Genomic DNA, 22,247 nt, shown 5'->3' with positions numbered 1-22,247 from the left:
ACAATGGAGGACACCGCTTTGTTCCACCGATCAGGACGAGGATCACCCATGAGACTGACGGAATACCTGCACATACTCGACGAACCGAAATGGGCGGACTGCGGGACGCGCCCCCCGAACGGCCATTCCCCGGTCACGGCACCCACAGGCCCACCGACACGCGTCCTCGTCGTGGACGACATCACCCTCACGCGCGCCGGGCTCATCGCGCTGCTCGACGCACAACCCGACCTGGAGGTCGTCGGGGAAGCGGCGGACGGCGAGCAGGCGGTGCGCGAGGCGGAGCAGGTGAACCCGGACATCGTCCTGATGGACCTGAGCATGCCCGGCATGGGTGGTGTCGAAGCGACGCGACGGGTGGTCCGGGAGAACCCGCCGGTGGCGGTGATCGCGCTGACGACCTTCGACACCGACGAGCACGTCTACGGTGTGCTGAGAGCCGGGGCATCCGGTTTCGTGCTCAAGAGCGCCCCACCCGAGGAACTGCTCAAGGCGGTGCGGGTGGTGGCTGCGGGCCACGCGCTGTTGGATCCGGGCGTGACGATGCGCCTGGTCAGGCGGTTCACCGAACGGCTCGGCCCGGTCGACGCCGAGCCGGCGACGTTCGACTCCCTCACCCGGCGGGAGAACGAGGTGATCAGGATGGTCGCGCAGGGCCTGTCCAACCGCGAGATCGGGAAGCGGCTGTCCATGACCGAGGCGACCGCCAAGACTCATCTCAACCGGAGCATGGCGAAGTTGCGCTTGTCATCGCGTGCGCAGGTGGTGGCGGCGGCCTATGAGATCGGCATGATCTTGCCAGGTGCCCGGAACGGCACGGAACACGAGTAGCGGTCCCTGCCGCGAGCTTCAGGTGAACAACCGGAGGACCTCCTCCAGGCCGCCCTCGTGGTCCGGTAGCGGGACCGCCCGGCAGCAGGTCCTGACCTCGTTCGCCCGGTCGAACGCCAGGACCACCTCCAGCAGACCGACGTAGGCGGCGATCAGCTCGCCCGTATCGCCCGTTGAGCGGCGCACAGAGATCACATGTCGCGGGCTGGCCAAGGCGACCGCCTGCCCGGGGAAGCACCGCCGCATCCCGCGGAGCACCACGGCCTGCCACTCCAACAGGACGACGGGGTCTTCCGCGTGGGTGAGGCCGACTACCAGCAGGTGCTGAACAGCGGGACGCGGGTGAGCCGGTTCTGACAGCATCGTCACGATCCAGTCGTTCTGGGTGCTCGGTGGTCGGCACGCCTGGTGACCGGATCCACCACGGCGATCGGCTAATCGGTCCTGTCAGCGTGCGCTTCGAGGTAGACCCGAGCCGCACCGGTCCGGTTGGACACGTCGAGCTTCCGGAAGATCTGCCGCAAGTGGGCCTTCACCGTGCTGACGGTCACGCCGAGTCGACGGGACACGTGGTCGTTGGACAGCCCGAGGGCGAGCGCGGACACCACCTCCATCTCCCGGGGCGAGAGCAGTTCGAGCCGTTGCCTGGCTCCCGCCAGGAAGGACTCGACGGCCGCTTCCGCTGCCGTGCTCCCGTTCTGGTCGGGACAGCCGGCCGGTCCCCGCACCGCGGTCATCAGGGACCGGATCAGCGTCAGCGGGCTCGCGTCGTCCCGCAGGACACTGGTCGCCCCCGACCGCCGCAACGCCGCACAGCGTTCCTCGTCGTCGTCGACGGTCACCACGACGACCCCGACCCGCGGCCCCAGCGACCGAAGCGCCTGGACGAGGTGCACCTGATCATCGTTGATGTTGCCGGCGCCGATGAGGACCACCTCCGGTGGGCACACCGCGAAGACCTGGCGGGCGTGGTCCAGGTTCAACGCCCGACCAACCACCCGCACCACGCCGCGCCCTCGCCGGATGAGGATGCGTTCGAGGCCGGCGCAGATGAGCAGTGACCTGCCGACAAGCAATACCTTGGGCGCCACGCGCAGCAACAGCTGCGCCCGGTCGTGCTCCGAGGTCGACATCTGGTTCGGTCTGAATCCCATTGTCCGCACCCATCGGAAGTTATTGCCGACCGAACGCGAACTCAATACCGCGGTCGTGGTAATCACCCACTCGTCGCCACTGACGCGGAAATCACCGGGACCCTCGGGGCGAATCTGCGCCCCGAGGGTCCTGGCACACGTGCTCAGCGCGCGCCGACGAGCTTGAGGCCCCACTTCTCCAACGACCGGTCGAGCGGCGTGAAGTACGACCGGTCCGGTTTTCCGGAGTCGCACCTGCTGTTCCCGCCGACGACCGTGCCGACACCCTTGCGACCGCTGATCCCAGGACCGCCGGAGTCGCCCTTGCGCACGCACATGTCGGTGCCGAACAACCCTGCCAACAACGTCTTCTCCTTGCCGAACCGGCCAGACCGGTCGGTGCCGGTCACCTTCCCGCAGTTCCACCCCGAAACCCGGCCGGCGAAGCAGATCGCTTGTCCCTGGATCGGTGAAAGGTGGCCGTCCACCTCGACCTCGGGTCCACCGCGGCCGGTCTCGACCCGTAGCGACAGGTCCCACTCGGATTCGTCGGCGACCGAGACGAGCCCGAAATCACCTTCTTCGCCGAAGACGCGCCGGTGCCCGCCGGGATTGGATTTCCCGACGACCTGCCAGCCCATGTTCTTCGTGTGGACCGACGCCCGCTGCTCCTCCTCCGACATGCAGTGCGCGGCGGTCAGGAAGTGACCGGAACCCGTGCCGTCCCGCACGGGGAACCCGATGGTGCAATCGGCGAAGGGCCGCTCCCGCCAACCACCACCGGGACGGACCTTCTGCTCGTCCTTCAAGCCCACCTCCACCACACCGTCGTCGTCCCAGTCCCACGACTCCCCGCCGTCGCCCTGGGCGAACTCACCGGGCTCTCCCTCCACCACCTCGACGCCGTCCCGCGCGGGCAACCCCGGTCCGGCCGCCGGGTCGACCACCGCCACCACGGCATTCTTGGTCGGGTCGATCCCCCAGGAGACGACGGCCTCGGTGGCGTTCTCCTCGACCCAGCGCAGCAACGCCTCCAGTTCCTCCCGACCGCGCCGCACCCGTTCCGGCTCCGCGCCCAGTGATCGCACGACCTCGGCGGTTCCCTGATCGGTCACCGCCACCTTGAGCCGCCCGTCGTCCAGCCAGTGGCCGGCCACACCACCCCTCGGCAGCCGCGCCGCGATGCCGCCCGCCCGCGACTGCCGCTCGAACAACTCGGCTGCTTCGCCTCCGGTCAGCCCGAGACCGGTCCGCACGGCCTCTGCCATCGGACCCGCCGGACGTGTCGGCTGCGCATTCGCGGCCACCTGGTTGCCGCCCACTATCAACGCACATGTCACACATAGCGCCGTTCTAATTTTCATGGGTCAGAACCTACGCGGTCGTTCCGCCCGCCGACACCGATCCGCCGTCGCCCGAGTGGACCGCCGAATAGGGCGCACCACCGCCACGCTGGGTTTTTCCGCCGATCACCGGGCGATGACGCGAACGAAAGGTGCACCTGCCGGCAAAACCGCCACCACCACAGGCATGAGCGCGGACTTCCCGACCCCGGGAACACCCGGTGACCCCGGAGCACACGTCATTGCCCTCGGGGGACGCGCAGACCCCGAGGGCAATGACCGTCGACGGCGGGCCACAATATTCTTCGAACCGGCACGAGGGCACTACCGGCTGTCGGAACACACCGTCGCGAACGACTCGCGATGACGACACGGATTCTCGCGAGCCATCTGTACGATAGCCCGGCGACGGCCCGTCTGCGCAATACCGCAGCAGACTGACCCGACCTGTCACAACGGACGCCCGGCTACCACCACGGCGGTATTGCCGGATATTTCCGCGTCTTCCTACGCTCATGCGCGTTGCCGATGAGCAAGAAGCGACGTGATCGTCCACCCCTCGCGGTCGGCCCAGGACGCCGCGGTATCGGCACGACCACCAGCCCGACATCTACGACCCAGGACAAAGATGATCACTCACCTCCCCGGAGGATGCGAAATCCACAAGGCGGTTTCCGCCCCGAGCCGACCTCGGTTGAAGCGGGAGTGGGACCGCATCCTCGAACCCGCCGTGTTCCCCGCGCGGGTGTGCGTCCACGCGCACGCCTCCCAGCGCGTGTACGGGCGCATGTCCGCGCTGATCTCAACGCGGTTCCGCTTGTCCGCACTGGAGTTCGACACCCCGGCCCTGCTCCGGGCGAGCGGTGAGGACGACTTCTTGACCATCGTCGCGTCAACGGCGGACGACCGGGTGTCGATCCTCACCGGGCACCGCGCCGACGGGACGCCGACCCGTTCGGACGCCGTGCTCGGCTTGGCCCCGGTGACGGAGGGCGATTACCTGGTCCTGATCACCACCACGTTCAGCGAACTGCCCTGCGTGCCCGCTTTGGCGGTGCGAAGTGGCCGCATCACCGCCAAAGTTCCGTCGACACTGCGGTGGCTGCTCGCCGGGGTCGTGGAGACCGTGCGGTCCATGCACCTCGACACGCCTTCCGGCACCGACGTCGAAGCGCTGGACCGCGTGATCACGCCGATCTTCAACGTCCTCCTCGACGCGACGTTCGGACAGCACCCCCGGCACGTCCACGGGCTCTCCAGCTTCGAGCGGATCGCCTGGTACATCGAACGGAACCTCGCCGACCCGGACCTCGACCTCAACCGGATCGCGAACGCCCACTTCATCTCCCGCCGCAGCCTCCAGAACCTGTTCCGGGAGCGGAGCGGGGTCCGGTTCCACATCCAGACGGCGCGCCTGCGCAGGGCCGCGGCGAAGCTCGCCGACCCGCGATCCGCGAAGGTGCGCATCCAGGACATCGCCCGGCAGGTCGGCTTCCGGAGTTCGGCTCACTTCAGCCGGAGCTTCCGCGGCCAGTTCGGTGAATCGCCCAGACAGTTCCGCGAGCGGGCGCTGGCCAAGCCGATCACCGGCTGACCGCCCCACCGGAAAGCACGCTGATCGACGCCCATCGTTCTGATGGGCGTCGTTGGCGTGCGCGGAACTTCACCGCGGCCACGCGGAGTCCGGTATTGCCTCGACGTGCGGCCACGATGACTTCGCGGGCACCGTTGCACCGGCGAAAGCCCGGCCGCAAGTGACGTGGGCAGCGGGCACCGCCAGGCAGGCTTCAGCGGCCGGACCCCACGCGGCGGTTGACCGGTCGAGGACTCGCCGAACGGCCTCCGACCTGCGCATCGACCCCCGAACCGATGCCGCGCGCGGCGACCACGCACCGGACGCCGGACAGGCGGTTCCCGGGCGTAGCGGCTGCCCAGGGCTCGGGGTCGGCGCACCCTCCGAACCACACCGCACCCGGCCTCCGCGACTATTCCGGGCACCCCGGAAAGGGTTTCATCTGTGCCATGCGATTTACGAGAACACTCTTGTCGGCACCTGTGCTCGCACTCGGCTTGAGCGCTGCATTCATGCACGTCCAACCATCGGTCATCGACACTGAATTCATGCGCACCCGGCCATTGTTCGCCGAATCGACGGATAACCCACCGGTCGAGTTCAACGCACCGGACTCCTCGATGCTCGACACGCTGGGGGAAAGCCTCGGCGTGGACCGGGCCCGAGCCGGTGAACGGCTGACCAGGCAATCCGACGCCCAGCGGATCGCCGCGGCGTTGCCGTCGGAGGGCGTGGCCGGGACGTGGTTCGAGGACGGGCTGCGGGTGGCCGTGACGAACCCGGGTACAGCGGAACAGGTGCGCGCGCTGGGAGCGGAGCCGGTCCTCGTGCGGCGGGATCAGGCGGAACTGGAGCGGCTCATGCGTCTGGTCGGCGACCTGGCCTTCGACGGGGTGACCGATTGGAGTGTCGACCCGAAGTCGAACACCGTGGTGGTCGCGATCGACCGCTCGCGCACCGACCGACCGTTCCCCGAGGTCGACGGTGTCACCGTGACCGAGACCGACTCCTCCCCCACGACCTTCGCCGCCGCTCCCGAACCGAGCGGCGCCGTGTCCGCACAGCTCAACGAGGTCGTGCGGCCCGGCAGCCTGTGGTGGGGACGTGGGGGGTGCACGGTCGGCTTCCCGGCCAAGGACTCCTTGGGCGGGCAGCACTTCATCACCGCCGGGCACTGCATGGACGAGAACAGGAAGTTCCCGGCGACCGTCCACAGCGGTGGCAAGTGGCAGCCCGCCGGCACCACGAACACCGGACCGCTCCAGGACCACTCGGGTCACAGCGACATCGGGGTCGTCTCCATCACCGAACCCGGTTGGAACCTCTCCTCGTCGGTGGACACGCGGGGTGGCCCGCGCGTCGCCGTCGCCGGCGTGACCGAGCCGCTCGTGGGTCAGGCGGTCTGCTTCGCCGGTCACCGGTCCAAGTGGCGGTGCGGTGAGGTCACGCGGACGAACACCGCTTCCGTCCTGCCAGGGGGACGGCGGGTCGACGGCAAGGTCTTCATGACGGCGTGCGCGGGACCCGGTGACTCGGGTGGGCCGGTGCTCGCCGGTGACCAGGCGCTCGGCATCCTCTCCGGAGGGCTCGGCAAGTGCTCTGGCAGGTGGAACCAGACGAACTTCCACCCGCTCAAGGCGGGGTTGTCGCGATGGGACCTCACACCGGTCACCGGACCGGACAACGACACGACACCGCCCAGCGCACCCGCGAACCTGCGTGTCACCAACACCACTGAGGACAGCGTGTCGCTGACCTGGGACGCGTCCACTGATGACTACGAGATCGCCGGTTACGACGTCTACGTCGGCGACGCCCTCGTCAGCACCGTGTCGAGCACGGCAACGACGGCACCCGCCTTGAACCCCGACACGGAGTACAGCTTCACGGTCCGCGCGCGAGACGGCGTCGGCAACGCCACCTCCGGCGCAGCCGTTCAGGTCCGCACCAACGGACCCGAAGCTCGAACGTTCTTCGACAACACCCAAAAGGACATCCGTGACGGGCGGCCGTTCGAGAGCAGCCTGCCGGTCCCGGCAGGACGTGAGGCGGCGAGGAGGACGGACGTGACGCTCTCCGGTCACCACCCCTGCGTCGAGGACCTCGACATCACGTTGATCGGCCCCAGCGGCGACACCTATGCGCTGCACGAGCACGACGGGTACGCCGAGTGCACCGGGTGGTCGGGCACCCGGACGTTCACCGCGGACGACGTCCGCGAGCCGGGCGGAACGTGGAGGCTGCGGGTCTTCGACCGCAGCCGAGGAGGCGAGGGCGTCCTGGAGTCCTGGTCCATCACCCGGTGACGTGGCGGGGGCGGTCGCGGCGCGCCGCGACCGCCCCCGCCCATTCGGCGATCAGGCCAGCTCGACCCGCCACAACTGGTGGTACGGGTGCCGGTGGTCGCAATCCTGCTGGAACACCTTCGTGCCGACCCAGTGCTCGGTCTCGCCGGTCGCCAAGCAGCGCCCGGTCAGCCGGTTCTCCAGGAAGTGGCCGCGGCCGGACGGGTGCGGTACCGGACGCCACTCCTGGTCCGCATATCCCGACGTGCACGCGAACTGGCTCACCTGCTGGCCATCGGCGCTCCGGGCGCTGTCGAACGCGAGGCAGGTTCCAGTCGCCCGGTTCACCAGGTGGACGTACCCGTGCTCGGTCGTCGTGAAGTCCCAGTTCCGGTCCGGCAAGGCGCGATCGCAGTGGTGTTGGAAGACCCACGTGCCGTAGCGGCTATCGGGCACCACCATGAGGCAGCGGTACGAAAAAACGTTCCGCACGATTCCGGAGATCGTGACGTTCCAGGACACCGATGCCGCGGTGGTGGCGGTGAAACCGGACCGGGCCGTCGAAACGGCTGTCACGACCACGACCACCAGGGCCACGCCGGCGGCCACCGCCCGGCGGGTCGTGCGCGGTCCGGCGCCGAACGCGCCGACGGTCAGGAGCGACAACGCGCCGGCCGTGGCGACAACCGGAACCCATCGCCCTTCCCTGAGCCACAACAACGGGTAGCCGGCCCACGGGACCAACAGCCGCCCGAGACCTCGCACGCGATCGACCGGAACGGGCTCCGGGTCCGGGTCGGCGTTGGCATCGCCCTTGGTCACCAGCGTGCGGTCCGGATTGACCGACCACACCCGGTGCAACACCACGCGGTCCGCCGACCCGGGTTCGTCGAACAGGATGATCTGGCCGCCGGTGGCCTCCTCGCCGCGCAAGGGCGAGGAGGCCACCACATCGCCCGGTTCGACGTGCGGCGACATGGAGCCGGACACGATCGCATGGCTGTGCCAGCCGATCACCAGTGGTGCCGCGGACCACAACACCAGGCCGGCCACGACACCGAGCACCGCGCGGCACCCGGCCCGCCGCAGGACGGCGGGCCAGGAGTCGGTGTCCGGTCGTTCGCCGGCAATCGCGCCGCACGCGCCGTGCGACTCCTCCACGATGTCCGACTTGGGAATGGATCTGCCCTCGATTCCTCGTGAGTCCGACCGGACCACGCCGGTCAGCCGACCTTGGCCTGCCAGGTGAACGTCGTCTGCGCGGACTTGCCCATCAGCCCGTTCGCATCGCCGGTCGGGCTGAAGCCGTATTCGATCCGGAAGATCGTCGACGCTCCGTTCGCCCCGTCGTAGCCGAGAACACCTCCGTCGTGCGAAGTGATCCCGCCGAAGGTGTCGAGCGAGCCGGTCCACGTCGCGGAGGAATCCGCGTCCTGGACGAAGCTGTCACCCGATCCGGGCTTGCCGCGTTTGATGGTCAACTGGATCTGCTTCGCCAGCGCGCTGTCGCCCACCCCGGAGCCGCCCTTGGCGAACAAGCGGATCGCGGGGGTGTAGCCCTCACCGCTGTAGGTGACCTTGATGTCCTTCGTCCCGGTCTCGCCGGGCTTCATGTTCCGCACCTGGAAGGCCGCCGCGCCGTCCTGGTCGTTGGTCAGGGTGATGGTGCCGGTGCTCCACGAGTTCTCACCGGTGGAGGTCTGGGCCGTGAAGGCGGCGTGCGACGCGCCGAGCACGAGTGCCCCGGACAACACGAGTCCCAAAGGCGCGGCCCCGTGGCGGACGATGGATTTACTGCGTGGCAACCTGCCCATCTGAAACCTCTCACATATCTGATCGATTGCGTGCGCCACTTTTGGCGAGCGCCCCCTGTATAGCCGCGCAAGACTTCCGACCGGCCTGAATTGCGCGCCGGCTAACACCTTCCTTGCCTGCGGGCGCAATCGACCTTGCCATCGACCACGCGTCATGCGGTTTCACGCATGTGCGACACCGCCGTTCGCCGAGCCGCGGCGTGGGTAGGCGCACCCACGTGGTGTTGCGGTGGGCGGCGCAGTCCTCCGGAACGGTCGGCGCAATCGCGCCCGGAAAGCTGATCCGTTGGGGTGCAACGGGTTCCGGTGCTCTTGCCGGGTGCCGCGCCGGGTTTGACGATGGCGGCCGGCTCGCCGGGAGCCGGGGAGGAGATCGGAAGGACCCGCAGAACATCGGATAACCCCGCAGAACAGGAGTGTCCCGTGGCGAATTCGAGACGCACGCCGCTGTTCGCCGGTGTCGGCGTGCTGGCGGTACTGCTGGTGGCCGCGAGCATGATCGTGGCCGGACCCGTCGCCCAGTCGGCGGGGCCGGCGCCGGCGGCCGTGGTGAAGACGCGGTACTCACCGCTCGGCGCGACCGCGAACGGCCCGTCCGGACCGGCGACCGCCAAGTTCACCGTGGCCCCGTACTGCTGCCCGAGCACGGCGATCACCCTGACCCCGACGACCGTGTCCACCGAGGGCGACTTCCAGTGGCTGAACCTGGGTCTCCCGTCGGACAACACGACGATCACCCTGATCGAGGTCTGCTACACCGTCACCAGTACGGTGCCCGGCCGGACGTACATCAGCCAGACCCGCATCACCGACATGACCCTCCCCAACTCGGCGCTGGTCCGGCTCGACGACCCCGCGGACCGCAACTCCACCTCCCCCGTCTGCTACACGGTGTCGACGTCGTTCACCCCCACCGGCACGTTGACGTTGGCGCTCAAGGTGGTCATCGGCAGCACCAGTGACCGCATCAACGTCGGGATGGTCGCCCTCACCGGGGTCGCGCCGTAACCGACGGCCGCTCGCGTCCGGCCCACCCGGGCCGGGCGCGGCGTGCGTCCGTCCGGGCGAGTGCGGTCCGCCCGGCGAACGCTCAGACTTGGCGCTGTGCGGTCGATGGTGACCTCTGGTGGCGGAGTCGGCAATCGGGTGCTCGCGGAGGCGCTGGGTGCCCGGATCGCGTGGTGGCAGCTCGGTTTCTCGACCCGGCGGGTGGTGCTGCGGACGGCCCGCCGCGGTGTCCGCTTCCCCGACCCGGACGTGTGGGAGGTCGCCGTCGACTGGGCGCGGCGGCAGCTCGGGGCGCCGCGGTGGTGGCGGGTGGTGCGGGACGTCGGCGCGGCGGCGCTGGTCGTCGTGTGCCTCGCGGCGCTGGCGGTGGTGCTGGCCGACGTCGACGGGCCGGTCGCGGCGGGCGGCACGGCGCTCGCGTGCTCGCCGCTCGCCGCCTGGTGGTCCACCCGGCAGTCGGGGGGCGCCGCGGCGGTGCTGCGGCTGTGCCGCGACCGGGACGGCCACCGGCCGCGCACGCCGGGGTCGGCGGTGCGCGCGACCGCGGCCCTCGTCGCGGCGGGCGCGGCGGCGGTGGCGCTGGTCGTCGCGGACGCCGACGACCGCGCGGTGCGACCCGACTGCCCCTCGTACGCGCTCGACGCGCCGGTCCGCGAGTGGTGGGCCCGCGGCCGGTCCGGCTGCCCGGCCGGTGATTCCCGGACCGGGCCGACCGGTGTGCGCCACACGCCGTGGGCGTTGCCGGAGCAGCCCACCACCCGGCCGCTGGGCGACATCGCCTACGTGGCACCGGGTGCGGGTGTCCTGCTGCTCCCCTCGCCGATCTTCCAGGCGTGGGTGGACGGCGGTGGTCCGGGTGGGCCGCTCGGCGAGCCGACCGACAGCGGGGACACCGGGCTGCTCCACTACGCGAACTTCCGCGGCGGTTCCGTCGTGCTGCCCACGGGCGGTGCCGCGGAGGTCCACATCGGACAGAAGTTCGCCGGCACGCGTGACCTGGACACCCCGTGCGCGCCGCTGGACCGGCCGTGCGTCACCTCGGCGCGCGCCGAGGGCGGCCGGGTGCGGGTGGGCTGGCGGTACGGGTCGGCGGACGCGTTCAACGTCGCGTGGTGGCCGCAGGACGAGCCGTGGCTCATCACCGGTCGCGAAGCGGCCGGGTACGGCCTGACCCTGGCCGGCCTGCGGCCCGCGACCACCTACCTCGTGGAGGTCTCGGCCTGCCACAAGCGGTTCCTGCGGCGGTCCGCGTGCACCTGGCCGTCGGCCCGGGTAGCGGTCCGGGTCGGGTAGGCGTCGGCGGTGCGGCCGAGACACCCGGCGCCGATGCTGCTGGTGCTCGCCCTGCGCTGGCTCGCGTTCGGCTGGATGTTGTCGGTGGCGTTGCTGAGCGGGCAGATCCAGCGGCCGGTCGAGGCCGGCGCGGCACTGCTCGCCACCGGGTGCTGGACGGCCTGGCTGACGCTCGCGGCCGTGCGCCGGACGGGCCTGGTGCTGGCCGTCGACCTCGCGGTGGCGGTGGCGCTGTTGCTGGTCAACGGTTACGTCCACCCGCCGAACGCGTTGCTGGCCAACCACCCGTCGTTCATGGGCGCGTACCCGGCGGCGGCGGTCGCCGCGTGGGGCGTCGCCTACCGGCTGCCCGGCGGCGCGGGTGCCGGCGCGCTGCTCGGCGGCGTGCTGCCGCTCGCCTACGCGAGCAACGAGATCCCGTTGGCGGAGGTGTCCTTCCTCCAGGTGCTGACCATGGTCGGGTGGGGTCTGTCCTACGTCCTGCTGGGCAGCGCGGTGGGCGCCGCCGCCGGCCAGGTCGAGGTGCTGCGGGCGCGGGCCGCCCGCAGCGGCGAGGACGCCGCGCGGATGGCCGAGCGGCAGCGGCTCGCCGCGCGCATCCACGACGACGTGCTCCAGCACCTGGGACGGCTGCGGGCGCGGATCGGCGAGCTGTCCGACTCGCCCGCGCTGGACGCCGTCGCGGAGGGCATCGCGCGGCAGGAGGTGGCACTGCGGGAGTTGGCGCGTGCCGACCCCGCGCCCGCGCCACGCGGCAGCGCCTCCTTGCGCGACCGGTTGGCGGCGCAGGTCGAGCAGCGCACCGAGCTGCCCGTCCGGCTGGTCGCCGGCGGTCCGGTGCGGTTGCCGGGGGACGTGGTGGACGAGTTGTGCGCCGCCGTGCAGGAGTTGCTGACCAACGTCGTCAAGCACGCCCGCGCGCGGCACACCTGGCTCACCGTCGTGCACGACGGCGCGGAGGTCGTCGTCAGCGTCCGGGACGACGGCGTCGGGTTCGCGCCCGACCGGGGCACGGCCGGGTTGGGTCTGCGGTTGTCGGTCCACGCGAGGGTGGACCGCTTGGGCGGGCGGACGCGCGTGCGCAGCCGCCCCGGGCACGGCACGGAGGTGGAACTCCGGGTGCCGGTGAGGTGAGGGGGGCGCGGTGGATCCGGTGCGGGTGCTGGTGGTGGAGGACCACCCGGTGACCAGGGACGGTGTCCGGGCGGCGCTGGAGCGCGACGGCCGGGCGGTCGTCGTGGCCGAGGCGGTGGACGTGCGCTCGGCGTGCTCGGCGGCCGACCGGGCACGGCCCGAGGTGGCCGTGGTGGACCTGCGCCTCGGCGGCCGGGAGTGCGGCGAGGACGTGATCCGGCACCTGCGGCGGCACCTGCCCGCGGTGCGCGTCCTCGTGCTGTCCCAGGCGGACCCGGAGGACGTGGTGGCCGCGATCCGCGCCGGTGCGCACGGGTACGTCAGCAAGGCGGCGACGTCGGACGAGCTGGCGCGGGCGGTGCGGACCGTGCGCACCGGACCGGTGCTGCCCGCCGAGCTGGCCGCCCACCTGATCGGCGAACTGCGGCACGAGGCCCGGCCGCTGACCGGGCGTGAGCGGGAAGTCCTGCACTGCGTGGCGAAGGGTTACGGCAACCGCGAGATCGCCGACGAACTCGGCATCGCCGTGCGCACCGTGAACCGGCACCTGGAGAACATCCGGGACAAGCTGCGCGCGCGCCGCCGTTCCCAATTGATCCGCATCGCCCGGGGCGGCTGACCACCGGCAATTCATTCCGTCGCGGACGGACATTCCGCCTTGAGCCGCCGTTCGGACCAGGTGCGGGCGCAACTCCGCTTACCCGTCGGAACACCGGGGTCCGGCCTTGACAAAGAACCTCGGGAATCGCCAGGGTCGACCCGACCCGTTCGGCACGAGAGCGGGTCGACCGATGACCGATTGCTTGGGGGATCGAATGTCGTTCGAGCTGTCCGCCGCGCCCTGAGCACGTGCCGACCGGCGGTGAAGCTGGTCGACCCCCTCCCTTTCACCTCCTCTGCACACCGGCAGGCATTCCCGCGCAGGCGGGTCCGCGCAATCCGCGCACCCGTTCCGACGCGGGCGGAAACGGAGCGACAGTGACGGTCAGCAGTTTCGCCCCGGACCAGGCGCGGCGGGGCGTCGAATCATCGCTCGAACCACTCGGCGGGCATTCCGGCGACCGCCGGGTGCTCGGTCGGGTGCACTACCAGCACGTCGCCGAGCACCCTCGGCTGCACGACGGCGTGCCGACCTTCGGCGTGCCGATGGTCGCGCCGGGGGACGAGCCGTTCACCGAGGTGTGGTCCACGGACCGGGACGTGCGGTCGGGCGCCGCGGGTCCCCTGGTCTACGCCGAGGACGGCGAGCACCTGTTCTGCGCGGTGCGCGTCGACCGGCGGGGCGTGTACCGGGACGTGATCCGCGAGACCTACGACGCCGCCTTCGAGCTGATCACCGGGCTGGGCTACCCGGAACTCCTGCGGATGTGGAACCTCGTCGGCGGGATCGTCGACGACAACGCCGAGGGCATGGAGGTCTACCGGGACTTCTGCGTGGGCCGGGCCGAGGCGTTCGACGCGTGGTCGGCGCGCATCGGGCGAATCCCGGCCGCCACCGGCATCGGCACCCGCGCGCCCGGCGTGAACCTGTACTTCCTCGCGGGCCGCGCCGACGCCGACCCGGTGCACCTGGAGAACCCCAACCAGACCCCGGCCTACGAGTACCCCGACCAGTACGGGCCCAAGTCGCCCAGCTTCGCGCGCGGCACCTACCTGCGCCGCGACCACGTCCTGTACGTGTCCGGCACGGCCAGCATCATCGGCGACGAAACCGTGCGGCACGACGACATCTCGGGCCAGTGCGACGTGACGCTGGCCAACATCGAGTCCCTGGTGAGCGCGGAGAACCTGCGCCGCCACGGCATCGACGCGGGTTACCGGCTCACCGACCTGGACCTGGTGAAGGTCTACGTCCGCGACGCCGAGGACCTGCCACTGGTGCGTGCCCGGTGCGAGCAGGCGTTCGGCGAGCACGCCCGCGTGGTGTACCTCAACGTCGACGTGTGCCGCCGGGACCTGCTGGTGGAGATCGAGGGGATCTGCCGGTGACACCGCGGTTCAACCTCGTCGCGCACCTGGAGCACCTGGCCGGGCGGAACGGTTGGCTGGACCGGCCCGCGTACTTCGACGGCGACGAGGCGTACACGTTCGCCGACGTCTACGCGGGCGCCGGGCGGGCCGCCGCCGCGTTCGCCGCGCGTGGCGTGGTCGCGGGTGACCGCGTGCTGCTGCCGCTGCCCGACGGGATCGACGCCGTGTGGGCGTTCCTGGGCGCGGCCCGGATCGGGGCGGTGGCGACCCCGGTGAACTCGACCATGCACCGCGACGAGGTCGCGCGTGCCGCCGGGATCGCCGAACCCCGTGCGGTGGTCGCCGAACCGGACCTGGCCGATGTGTTCCCGGACGGCGTCATCACGCCCGGGGAGTTGCGGGTCGACGCCGTCCCGCCGCCGTACGCCGAGGTCGACACCGAAACCCCGGCGTACGCCGTGTTCACCTCCGGCACCACGGGAGACCCGAAGCTGTGCTTCCACACCCATGGCGACCCGGGTGTGTACGAGCAGGCGATCGGCTCGGTCGTCGGCATCACGCCGGACGACGTCACCCTGTCTGTGTCCCGGATGTACTTCTCTTACGGGCTGGGGAACTCGCTGCTGTTCCCACTGCACCGCGGCGGCGCTACGGTGCTGTCCCGGGCGCGTGCGACCGAGGACGACGTGCTGCGACTCATCGCGCGCCACGGCGTGACGGTGTTCTACGGGCAGCCCAGCTTCTACGCCCGCCTGCTCGGCCACCCCGACCACGGCGTGCTGGCCGGGCTGCGGCTGGCGCTGGTCGCGGGCGAGGTGCTGCCGGACGTCCTGGCGACGCGCATCCGGGCCGTGCTGGGCGATCGGCTGCTCAACATCTTCGGCACCACCGAGATCGGCCACGCGTTGATCGCCAACACCACCGGGCACAACCGCGCGGGCACCATCGGTCGGATCCTGCCGCCGTACCGGATGCGCGTCGTGGACGAGCGGGGGCACGAGGTCCCGTCCGGTGTGGAGGGTGCGCTGGAGGTCGCCGGTCCGACGATCAGCCCCGGCGTGCGGCGTGGCGGCGATCCACCGGCACGGGCCGCCGGGTCCTGGTACGCCACCGGGGACGCCGCGACCGTCGACGGTGACGGTTACGTGCGCCTGCACGGCAGGCTGGACGACATCGAGATCGTCGGCGGGCAGAACGTCCACCCGACGGAGATCGAGGACCTGCTGATGCGGCACCCGGACGTGCAGGAGGCGGGCGTGTGCTCGGCCAGGAGGTCGACGGGCGTCACCACGTTGCGGGCATTCGTAGCGCTGAAGAACGGACATGCGTCGGCGGAGCGGGTGCGCGCGGAGCTGCTCGCCACCGCCCGCGAAACACTCACCTGGTACAAGGTCCCGGAGGACATCGTGTTCGTCGAACGACTACCCCGCACACCGACCGGCAAGCTGCGCCGTCGTGAAGTCCGCGCGATGGCGGGGGCGTGATCGTGGCGCGCGCCGACGTGGACAACAGCGGGGTGAGGGTCAAAGCCGCCGCCGCGGCCACCGTGACGGTGGTGCTGTGGGCGTCGGCGTTCGTCGGCATCCGGTACGCCGGGGCCCACTTCGAGCCGGGTGCGCTGGCCCTGGGTCGGCTGCTCGTGGGTGCGGCGGCGCTGGGCGCGGTGGTGGCGGTGCGGCGCGTCGGCCTGCCGCCACGCGCGGCGTGGCCGGGGATCGTCGGCTCCGGCGTGTTCTGGTTCGCCCTCTACATGGTGGCGTTGAACTGGGGCGAGCGGCACGCCGACGCGGGCACCGCCGCGCTGGTGGTCGGCATCGGGCCGATCCTGGCGGCGCTGCTGGCCGGGCGGGTCCTCAAGGAGGGCCTGCCCGCGCGGCTGGTGATCGGTCTGGCGGTCGCGTTCGCCGGCGCGGCGGTGGTGGGGTTGTCCGGCGACGGCGGCACCACCACGACGCAGGGCGTGCTGCTGTGCCTGCTCGCCGCCGCCGGGTACGCCGTGGGCGTCGTGCTCCAGAAGCCGGCGCTCGGGCACGCGTCGGCGTTGCAGGCGACCACGTTCGGCTGCGCGATCGGCGCGGTGGCGTGCCTGCCGTTCTCCGGCCAGCTGGTGTCCGACCTGGCCACCGCGCCGCTGAGCGCCACGCTTTCCGTGGTGTACCTCGGTTTGCTGCCGACGGCGCTGGCGTTCTACACGTGGGCGTACGCCCTGTCCCACACGACGACCGGGAAGCTGGGCGCGACCACGTACGCCGTGCCCGCGATCGTCGTGCTGCTGTCCTGGGCGCTGCTCGACGAGGTGCCGAGCGCCCTGACCCTGGCCGGTGGCGCGCTGTGCCTGGTGGGCGTCGCCGTGTCCCGCATGAAACCCAAACCCGCCGGGTGAGGTCACCCGTGGTCACGCGAGCGGTGGGCCGCCCGTGGCCGCCGACACCACCCGGCAGGTGGCCGGCGGTCCACGTGGATCGCGCGGCGGCGGGCGGCAATTGCCCCTGATCTCTTGTGCCGCCGGTGTCCGGCGGGTTAGGACTACCCCGGACACCGGCGATCACCAGGGGGAATGCTCATGCGCCCGGTCCTGCTGCTGCCCGCGCTGCTGCTGGCCACATCGGTCACACCCGCGGCGGCGGAGCCCGTGACGGCTCCGCCGCCCGGTTGGACCGTCACCGGCACCCGGTTGACGTGGACGGCCGCCGAGCCGGTCCCACCGGGTGGCGCGGCGGTCGAGTTCTGGGACGGGGACCGGCGGCTCGGCGTGCCCCGCCCCTCACCCGACCTGCGCACGTACACCCTGGACCGCGTCGGGATCCGCGGCGTCGACGGGCTCCAGGTGCGCAGTTCGGGCAGGCGGTTGGACGTCGTGGAACCGCCCGCGCGCCCGCTCGTCGCGCCTCCGCCGGTGGCCGCGCCGCTGCCGGTCGGCGCGGTGGACCCCGGTCGGCCCGGTCCGTTCCGGACCCGCGGTGGCGAGTACGCGTTGGACCCCGTCGAGGTTCCGGGTTACGCGACGCCGATCGAGATGCGGGCCGTGGTCGTCGCGCCGAAGGACGCCCCCGGTCGGCGGCCGTTGGCGTTGTTCCTGCACGGCAGGCACTTCACGTGCTACGACCCCGCCCAACCGGGGCGGATCCTGTTGGAGTGGCCGTGCTCCGCCGGGGCGGAGGCGGTACCCAGCTACCGGGGGTACCTCCAGGCGCAGGAGCTGTTGGCGTCCCAGGGTTACGTGACGGTGTCCATCTCCGCCAACGGCGTCAACGCGCAGGACGCGTTGGACCGTGATTCGGGTGCGGGTGCGCGGTCGGCGCTGGTGCGCTCGCACCTGGCGAAGTGGGCCGGTTGGGCGGGCTCGGGCCGTGCGTCCGCGCCGGAGGTCGTGCGCGCGTCACCGGTCGCGGACCTGTCGAAGGTGTTCCTGGTCGGGCACTCGCGTGGCGGCGAGGGCGTCAACCGGGCCGCCATCGACAGCACCACTCCCCCACCGCCGGGCAGCGGTTACGACGGACCGGTGCGTTGGCAGATCAAGGGCGACCTCCTGATCGGTCCCACGGCGCTCGGGCAGAACCCCGCTCCGGACGTGCCGTCGGCAACCATCCTCCCCGGCTGCGACGGCGATGTGAGCGACCTCCAGGGCCAGGTGTACCTGGACGGGACCCGCGGTGTCAGCCAGGGCACGGCACTGCACAGCGCGCTCTACTTCGTCGGCGCGAACCACAACTACTTCAACACCGAGTGGACACCGGGTCAGGCGGAGGCCCCGGCGTTCGACGACTTCGCCTTCGCCGACGCCGTCTGCTCACCCGGCACACCGCACCGGCTCACCCCCGCACAGCAGCAGACCGCCGCCGCCACCTACATCGCCGCCGCGGCAAGGCTTTTCGTCACCGGCGACCAGAAGGTCCTGCCACTGCTCGACGGCACCGGCGTCCGCGCACCCTCCGCCGACCCCGCCCGCGTGCTCAGCCACGCCCTCGGCGGCGCACGCACACCCCTCGTCACCCCCGACGACAACACCGAAGCCACCGGCACCGCACGGATGTGCGACCAGGTCACACCCGACGCCGCCACCTCGTGCACCGATCCGGCGGAGTGGTGGGGGTCGCCGCACTTCGTCCGGTTCTCCGGGACCGCGGAGGAAGCGGGCCGGAAGGCCGTCGCGCTGGACTGGTCCGCCGGCGGGACGGCGGTGGTGCGGCCCGGCGGGACGGTGTCCCTCACCAAGGCGAAGGACCTCGCCCTGCGTTTGATCGTTCCCCCGAACTCCACCGGGAACCGGTTCGAGATCGCCATCACCGACGCCGCCGGACGACGCGCACCGCTCGGCACCGCCACGCTCGACGGACTGCCCGCCACAGAACAGATGTCGGCCCGCTGGGCGCAGGAAGTCCGCGTACCCCTGCCCAAGCACGGCATCGACCTGCGCCACGTCACCGCACTGGAGATCAACACCAGCGGCGGCACCGGACAAGCCTGGCTCATCGACGCACACGGCCGCGCACCCGGACTGCCGAACGCCCGGCCGACCACACCGCCCGCACGGGTCGACGTCGGCCTGCTCACCGTGCCGGAAGGCGATTCCGGCACGCGGACCGCGCGGGTGCCGGTCACGGTCTCCGCCGGACCGGCCTCGGTGCGGTTGTTCGTCCACGACGACGCGGGCCGCACGTTCACTCAGCGACTCGTCACCCTCCCGTCGGGGCAGCACACCGTCGAGATCCCCATGGACGTCACGGGGAACACCCGCTGGAGCCCGGGTTCGCAGCGGGTGCTGCTGGCCAAGGGCGTCCGGGGTGCCGTCGCCGGTCGCTACCTGGGCGGGCTCGACATCCTCGACGACGACCCGGAGCCCACCATCACCGTGACCCCGGTCGCCGACCACGTCACCGAGGGCAACCCGCTGAGCTGGCAGGTGACGTTGTCCGAACCGGTCGAGGGCGACCTGCTCTGGCTCGGCGTGCCGGTCGCGCCCGGTGGCCCGGAGCTGTCCAGCACGGATGTCAACGCCGACTGGTTCCAGGCGTTGAGCGGCCAGGACCCGCAACCCTCCCGGCCGCTGTCCACGACCGCGTTGCAGCCGTTGGTGTTCCTGCCGGCGGGCGGGGTGAGCGCGCCGATCCGGGTGCCCACCGTCGCCGACGCCGAGGTGGAGCCGGCCGAGCACGTGCGGTTCGACTTCGCGGCCTGGCCGACGGGAGGTCAGCGGATCACCGTGAGCGGCACGGTCACCGACCCCCGCGGGTGACGGTGTCAGGACACAAGGCGCAACGGCTGGGGCTCAGCCGCCCGCCGACGCCGCACCGCTCCGGCCAGGAGCGCACCGATGAGCACCGCGACGCACCCGCCGAGAACCTTGAATCGCATCGTGTTGATCCCTTCGCCGTTCGGGCCGACCGGGCAGCCGCCCGTGACAGCCAACGTAGGGACGATGCGTGGCGACCGCGATCCTGTAGGCAGCCCGATCGCCGGTGGGGTGGGCCCCACCCCGTGGTTCAGGTTCGCGGGTCGACGGGTGTGAGCGGTTCGGTGCCCGCCTCGATCGCCGCCGCGGCATCGAGGCAGCGGTCTTCCCGGAACCGCGGACCGATGACCTGGACCGCCTGCGGCAACCCGTCCCGGACGCCGACGGGGACGGTGACCGCGGGCAGGCCGAGCAGGTTGGCGGCCAGGCTGGTGCGGATGGCGCCCGGCCGGCCCGCCTGCCACGCCGGGTCGAGGTCGGCCCCGGTCCCGAAGGCCGGCCGGGTGGCGACGGGCGCGAGGACCAGCGGTGCCTCGCTCATCCAGGTGTGCCATTTCCGCGCGATGGCAGCACGTTCCATCATGGGGTCGAACGCCGGGCCGCCCGCGGCCGCGGCCCAGGTGGCCATGATGCGGTGGTGGATCTCGCCCGCCCGCTCCAGCGCCGGGGGCCTGCCTTCCTCGACCGGGTAGCCGGCCTCGGCGAGCAGGCCCGCCGCCCGGCGCAGCGCGGCGGCCACCGCCGGGTCGACCGGGCCGCCGGGATCGGTGACGACCCGGACCCGCGGCGGCGCCGGGACCGGAGGGCCTGCCAGGGGTGCCGGCACGTGCCACGGGTCGCCGTAAGATCGACCGCCGCGGCGTCACCGCCGCTCGAACCGCCGGGGGTGTGGCGTGCCGACCACGGGTTGCGGGTCGCGCCCCGGAGCGTGTTGGCGGTGTGCCAACGCATCCCGAACTCGGGCATGTTCGTCCGACCGAGCGATATCGCACCCGCCGCGCGGAGTTCCGCGATGTGCGGCGCGTCCCCGCCGGCCACCGCGTCCCGCAGGCCGGCGATGCCGAGGGTGGTCGCGGAACCGGCCACGTCGATGTTCTCCTTGACCGTCATCGGGACACCCCGCAACGGCGCGGCCGGCTCACCACGCCGCACCGCGGCATCGGCCGCGTCCGCGGCCCGTGACGCCTGGTCGGCCGGCACGGCGGTCACCGCGTTGAGCGCCGGGTTGACCTGGTCGATCCGGTCGAGGTGCGCGCCGACACCTCCCGGTCCTGGACGAGCCGTGCCAGTTCGCGGGCGCTCATCGCCCATAGTCGAGTCACGTGTCTTCTCCCTGGTTCGCTTCGGTGGTGGGGAACCTAGGGCGCGGAAAGCGGGAGAAACAGTCTTGTCTTCCGGGGCCGCGTCAGCCGTGCACCACGTCACCGACCCGCCCCGCCGGAGTGGAATGCGGTCTCGCGCGTTCGGCGGTGCGGTCGAACCCGGCGGTCCGACTACGGTTCCGCACGAGGACATCGAATGCGGGGAGGCATTCCGTGGACGAGACCGTCGTGCGCACCGAAGAGCTGCCGCGGGGCGAACGGTTCGAGGTCTGGCACGAGATGACCAAGAACTCCCTGCTGGCCACCGACATCTACTCCGACGCCGCCGATTTCCAGGCGACGGCACGGGTCCGCGGGTTCAGCGACCTGACCGTGGCCGACATGGTCTTCTCCCCGCTGCGGTCGCGCCGCACGGCGAGGATGATCCGACAGGCCGACCCCGAGGTGTTCCAGCTCTCGTTGGTGCGGCGCGGGAAGTGCATTCTCGAAACCGCGGACCGGAGGGCCGGGGCGACCGACGCCGAAATCATCGCGCTCAGCTCGTCGATTCCTTTTCAGGGGTACGCGCACGGCGATCCCGACCTCATTTCGGATGTGGCCCTCGTCGTGCCGAGACGCGCGCTGCCCCTGCCCGCGGACCGGCTGGCCACCCTCACCGGCGTCCGCCTGCCGGCGGTCGACGGGCTCGGCAAGCTCACCACGCGTTACGCCCGCAACCTCGCCGAGGTGGATTTCCTCCACCACCCGGCCGAGGCCGATCGGCTCGCGGGCATTGCTTTGGACCTGCTGACCATGTGGTGGGCGCAGCTGCTCGACGTGACGGGGCGGGTGCCCGTCGAGAGCCGCCGGCAGGCGCTGCTGGCCCGCATCGACGCGTTCATCCAGCAGCGCCTCGGTGATCCCGACCTGACCCCCGGCATGATCGCGGCGGCCCACCACATCTCGGTGCGCCAGTTGCACCGCCTGCACAGCGACCTGGGTGTGGGCGTAGCGGCGTCGATCCGGCGCGACCGGCTGGAGCGCTGCCGACGCGACCTCGCCGATCCCGCCCTGGTCGCCCGGCCGGTCGGCACAATCGCCCGCCGCTGGGGTTTCACCGACAAGGCGCACTTCAGCCGCGCTTTCCGCGCGGCCTACGGGATTCCACCCCGCGACTACCGCGTGCTCTCCGCACTCGACCGCGCGGAAAGCCAACACCCGTGCGCTGCCGGCCAACGACAAGTCGCCCGACCGACTGCCAACCTGGCCGCAACGGCACGTGAAGGGGAGGGATGAACCGGTGACGAAGAATCTCCCGCGTACCTGTC

The 22,247-nt window shown here is 71.5% G+C and carries 18 protein-coding genes and 1 pseudogene; 12 read left to right on the top strand and 7 right to left on the bottom strand.

Annotated elements, in window-relative coordinates; genetic code table 11:
• The first annotated feature begins 171 nt into the window (after positions 1-171).
• Entirely contained in the window at positions 172-831 is a 660-nt protein-coding gene (locus KZQ38_RS13170) for a response regulator (protein ID WP_308258372.1), read from the top strand.
• Positions 832-849: 18 nt separating this feature from the next.
• Here KZQ38_RS13170 and KZQ38_RS13165 read toward each other — a convergent pair whose 3' ends face one another.
• From KZQ38_RS13165 to KZQ38_RS13155, 3 genes are all read right to left on the bottom strand, one after another.
• A complete protein-coding gene (locus KZQ38_RS13165; RefSeq protein ID WP_219441621.1) occupies positions 850-1,200 on the bottom strand; it encodes a hypothetical protein in 351 nt (116 codons plus the stop codon).
• Positions 1,201-1,265: 65 nt separating this feature from the next.
• Positions 1,266-2,051 carry a helix-turn-helix transcriptional regulator gene (locus KZQ38_RS37055; RefSeq protein ID WP_219441619.1) on the bottom strand — a complete coding sequence of 262 codons (786 nt, stop codon included), beginning with the start codon at positions 2,049-2,051 and terminating at the stop codon, positions 1,266-1,268.
• A 77-nt stretch (positions 2,052-2,128) separates the two neighbouring features.
• Complete coding sequence (locus KZQ38_RS13155) at positions 2,129-3,232, bottom strand: S1 family peptidase (RefSeq protein ID WP_219441618.1); 1,104 nt, start codon at positions 3,230-3,232, stop codon at positions 2,129-2,131.
• 769 nt (positions 3,233-4,001) lie between these two features.
• Between KZQ38_RS13155 and KZQ38_RS13150 the strand changes: the two genes are divergently transcribed.
• Complete coding sequence (locus KZQ38_RS13150; protein ID WP_219441616.1) at positions 4,002-4,901, top strand: AraC family transcriptional regulator; 900 nt, start codon at positions 4,002-4,004, stop codon at positions 4,899-4,901.
• A gap of 527 nt (positions 4,902-5,428) precedes the next feature.
• Positions 5,429-7,186 (top strand): fibronectin type III domain-containing protein, encoded by a 1,758-nt coding sequence (locus tag KZQ38_RS13145; protein WP_219441614.1) that lies wholly within the window; start codon positions 5,429-5,431, stop codon positions 7,184-7,186.
• Positions 7,187-7,237: 51 nt separating this feature from the next.
• Here KZQ38_RS13145 and KZQ38_RS13140 read toward each other — a convergent pair whose 3' ends face one another.
• Both KZQ38_RS13140 and KZQ38_RS13135 read right to left on the bottom strand, forming a co-directional pair.
• Positions 7,238-8,326 (bottom strand): signal peptidase I, encoded by a 1,089-nt coding sequence (locus KZQ38_RS13140; protein WP_219441612.1) that lies wholly within the window; start codon positions 8,324-8,326, stop codon positions 7,238-7,240.
• Positions 8,327-8,388: 62 nt separating this feature from the next.
• Entirely contained in the window at positions 8,389-8,979 is a 591-nt protein-coding gene (locus tag KZQ38_RS13135) for a TasA family protein (protein ID WP_219441609.1), read from the bottom strand.
• 423 nt (positions 8,980-9,402) lie between these two features.
• On the opposite strand from KZQ38_RS13135, the gene KZQ38_RS13130 reads away from it, so the two are divergent.
• From KZQ38_RS13130 to KZQ38_RS13095, 8 genes are all read left to right on the top strand, one after another.
• Positions 9,403-9,987 carry a hypothetical protein gene (locus KZQ38_RS13130; RefSeq protein WP_219441607.1) on the top strand — a complete coding sequence of 195 codons (585 nt, stop codon included), beginning with the start codon at positions 9,403-9,405 and terminating at the stop codon, positions 9,985-9,987.
• A 96-nt stretch (positions 9,988-10,083) separates the two neighbouring features.
• Positions 10,084-11,280: a hypothetical protein gene (locus tag KZQ38_RS13125; protein ID WP_219441605.1), complete on the top strand. Its 1,197-nt coding sequence runs from the start codon at positions 10,084-10,086 to the stop codon at positions 11,278-11,280.
• A gap of 33 nt (positions 11,281-11,313) precedes the next feature.
• Entirely contained in the window at positions 11,314-12,414 is a 1,101-nt protein-coding gene (locus KZQ38_RS13120) for a sensor histidine kinase (protein ID WP_219441603.1), read from the top strand.
• Between the two features lie 10 nt (positions 12,415-12,424).
• Entirely contained in the window at positions 12,425-13,033 is a 609-nt protein-coding gene (locus KZQ38_RS13115; RefSeq protein WP_219441601.1) for a response regulator, read from the top strand.
• Between the two features lie 359 nt (positions 13,034-13,392).
• Positions 13,393-14,403: an FkbO/Hyg5 family chorismatase gene (locus tag KZQ38_RS13110; protein ID WP_219441599.1), complete on the top strand. Its 1,011-nt coding sequence runs from the start codon at positions 13,393-13,395 to the stop codon at positions 14,401-14,403.
• Entirely contained in the window at positions 14,400-15,869 is a 1,470-nt protein-coding gene (locus KZQ38_RS13105; protein ID WP_219441597.1) for an AMP-binding protein, read from the top strand. The genes KZQ38_RS13110 and KZQ38_RS13105 overlap by 4 nt, the downstream gene beginning before the upstream one ends.
• The gene (locus KZQ38_RS13100) at positions 15,866-16,768 is read left to right on the top strand and encodes a DMT family transporter (protein WP_308258371.1); all 903 of its coding nucleotides are present in this window, start codon (positions 15,866-15,868) and stop codon (positions 16,766-16,768) included. Before KZQ38_RS13105 ends, KZQ38_RS13100 begins: the two co-directional genes overlap by 4 nt.
• Positions 16,769-16,948: 180 nt before the next feature.
• Positions 16,949-19,621 (top strand): alpha/beta hydrolase family protein, encoded by a 2,673-nt coding sequence (locus tag KZQ38_RS13095; RefSeq protein WP_219441595.1) that lies wholly within the window; start codon positions 16,949-16,951, stop codon positions 19,619-19,621.
• Positions 19,622-19,868: 247 nt separating this feature from the next.
• Here the strand turns inward: KZQ38_RS13095 and KZQ38_RS37050 are convergent, their stop codons facing one another.
• Both KZQ38_RS37050 and KZQ38_RS37045 read right to left on the bottom strand, forming a co-directional pair.
• On the bottom strand, positions 19,869-20,444 hold the full coding sequence (locus KZQ38_RS37050) for an amidase family protein (protein ID WP_308258370.1): 576 nt from the start codon (positions 20,442-20,444) through the stop codon (positions 19,869-19,871).
• 83 nt (positions 20,445-20,527) lie between these two features.
• Positions 20,528-20,929: pseudogene (locus KZQ38_RS37045) on the bottom strand (amidase family protein); the annotation flags it as partial.
• 11 nt (positions 20,930-20,940) lie between these two features.
• Here KZQ38_RS37045 and KZQ38_RS37040 point away from each other — a divergent pair.
• Positions 20,941-22,215 (top strand): helix-turn-helix domain-containing protein, encoded by a 1,275-nt coding sequence (locus tag KZQ38_RS37040; protein WP_219441591.1) that lies wholly within the window; start codon positions 20,941-20,943, stop codon positions 22,213-22,215.
• Positions 22,216-22,247 lie beyond the last annotated feature (32 nt).

The sequence above is a fragment of the Saccharothrix obliqua genome (assembly GCF_019375475.1).
Lineage (GTDB): Bacteria > Actinomycetota > Actinomycetes > Mycobacteriales > Pseudonocardiaceae > Actinosynnema > Actinosynnema obliqua.
Note: the sequence above shows the minus strand (reverse complement) of the source record. Positions and strands in the feature narration are given on the sequence as shown.